Origin of the sequence: Streptomyces mutabilis, from assembly GCF_014649815.1 — a bacterium.
In the GTDB taxonomy this organism is placed as follows: Bacteria; Actinomycetota; Actinomycetes; order Streptomycetales; family Streptomycetaceae; genus Streptomyces; species Streptomyces mutabilis.
In genome coordinates, this window is record NZ_BMTT01000357.1 from 1 (window position 1) to 501 (window position 501).

Annotated in this window: 1 protein-coding gene; it reads right to left on the reverse strand. The window is 41.7% G+C overall.

Features of this window, described 5'->3' with window-relative positions; translation table 11 throughout:
* Positions 1-239 (reverse strand): sulfurtransferase TusA (gene tusA, locus IE142_RS40635; protein WP_229831348.1); only part of this gene is annotated, 239 nt, incomplete at its 3' end.
* Between the last annotated feature and the right edge of the window lie 262 nt (positions 240-501).

Below are 501 nucleotides of genomic sequence, written 5' to 3' on the forward strand. Positions count from 1 at the left end.
AAATAACGATAAGGTGTTGCTTGCGTCTCTTGCTGTAATAGGTCATGTTCCATAAAACGACAAAAACCGGGAATATCACGCACTGTCGCCGGATCATCAGCAATCACCATCAGTGTTTCCCCCTGAGCCATATTTCTTATGGTTTTACGCACTAACATAACAGGCTCAGGACAACGTAGTCCTAAGGTATCTAATGTTTTTGTCGCATCATCAAATTGGGCATTCATTGTATTAACCATTTTTTCGCACTAACAGATAGCACTATTATATCTCGCTTTGCCTCGCACATCACGGCACATTCATCAACTTCACGTTGAGTTATCGCCGATCTTTGCTTTTGTTGCGCAACAAGAGTATGATGCGCATCCTCTCCTGATGAGAGAAAATCATACGTTTTATTGGGTTCCCTCACCCCAATCACTAAAAAGGTACAATTTATGTATAGGTTTACCTCCCGCCAAAAAGCGGCGGCGCTATTATGGCTTTCGTTATTTCATATAT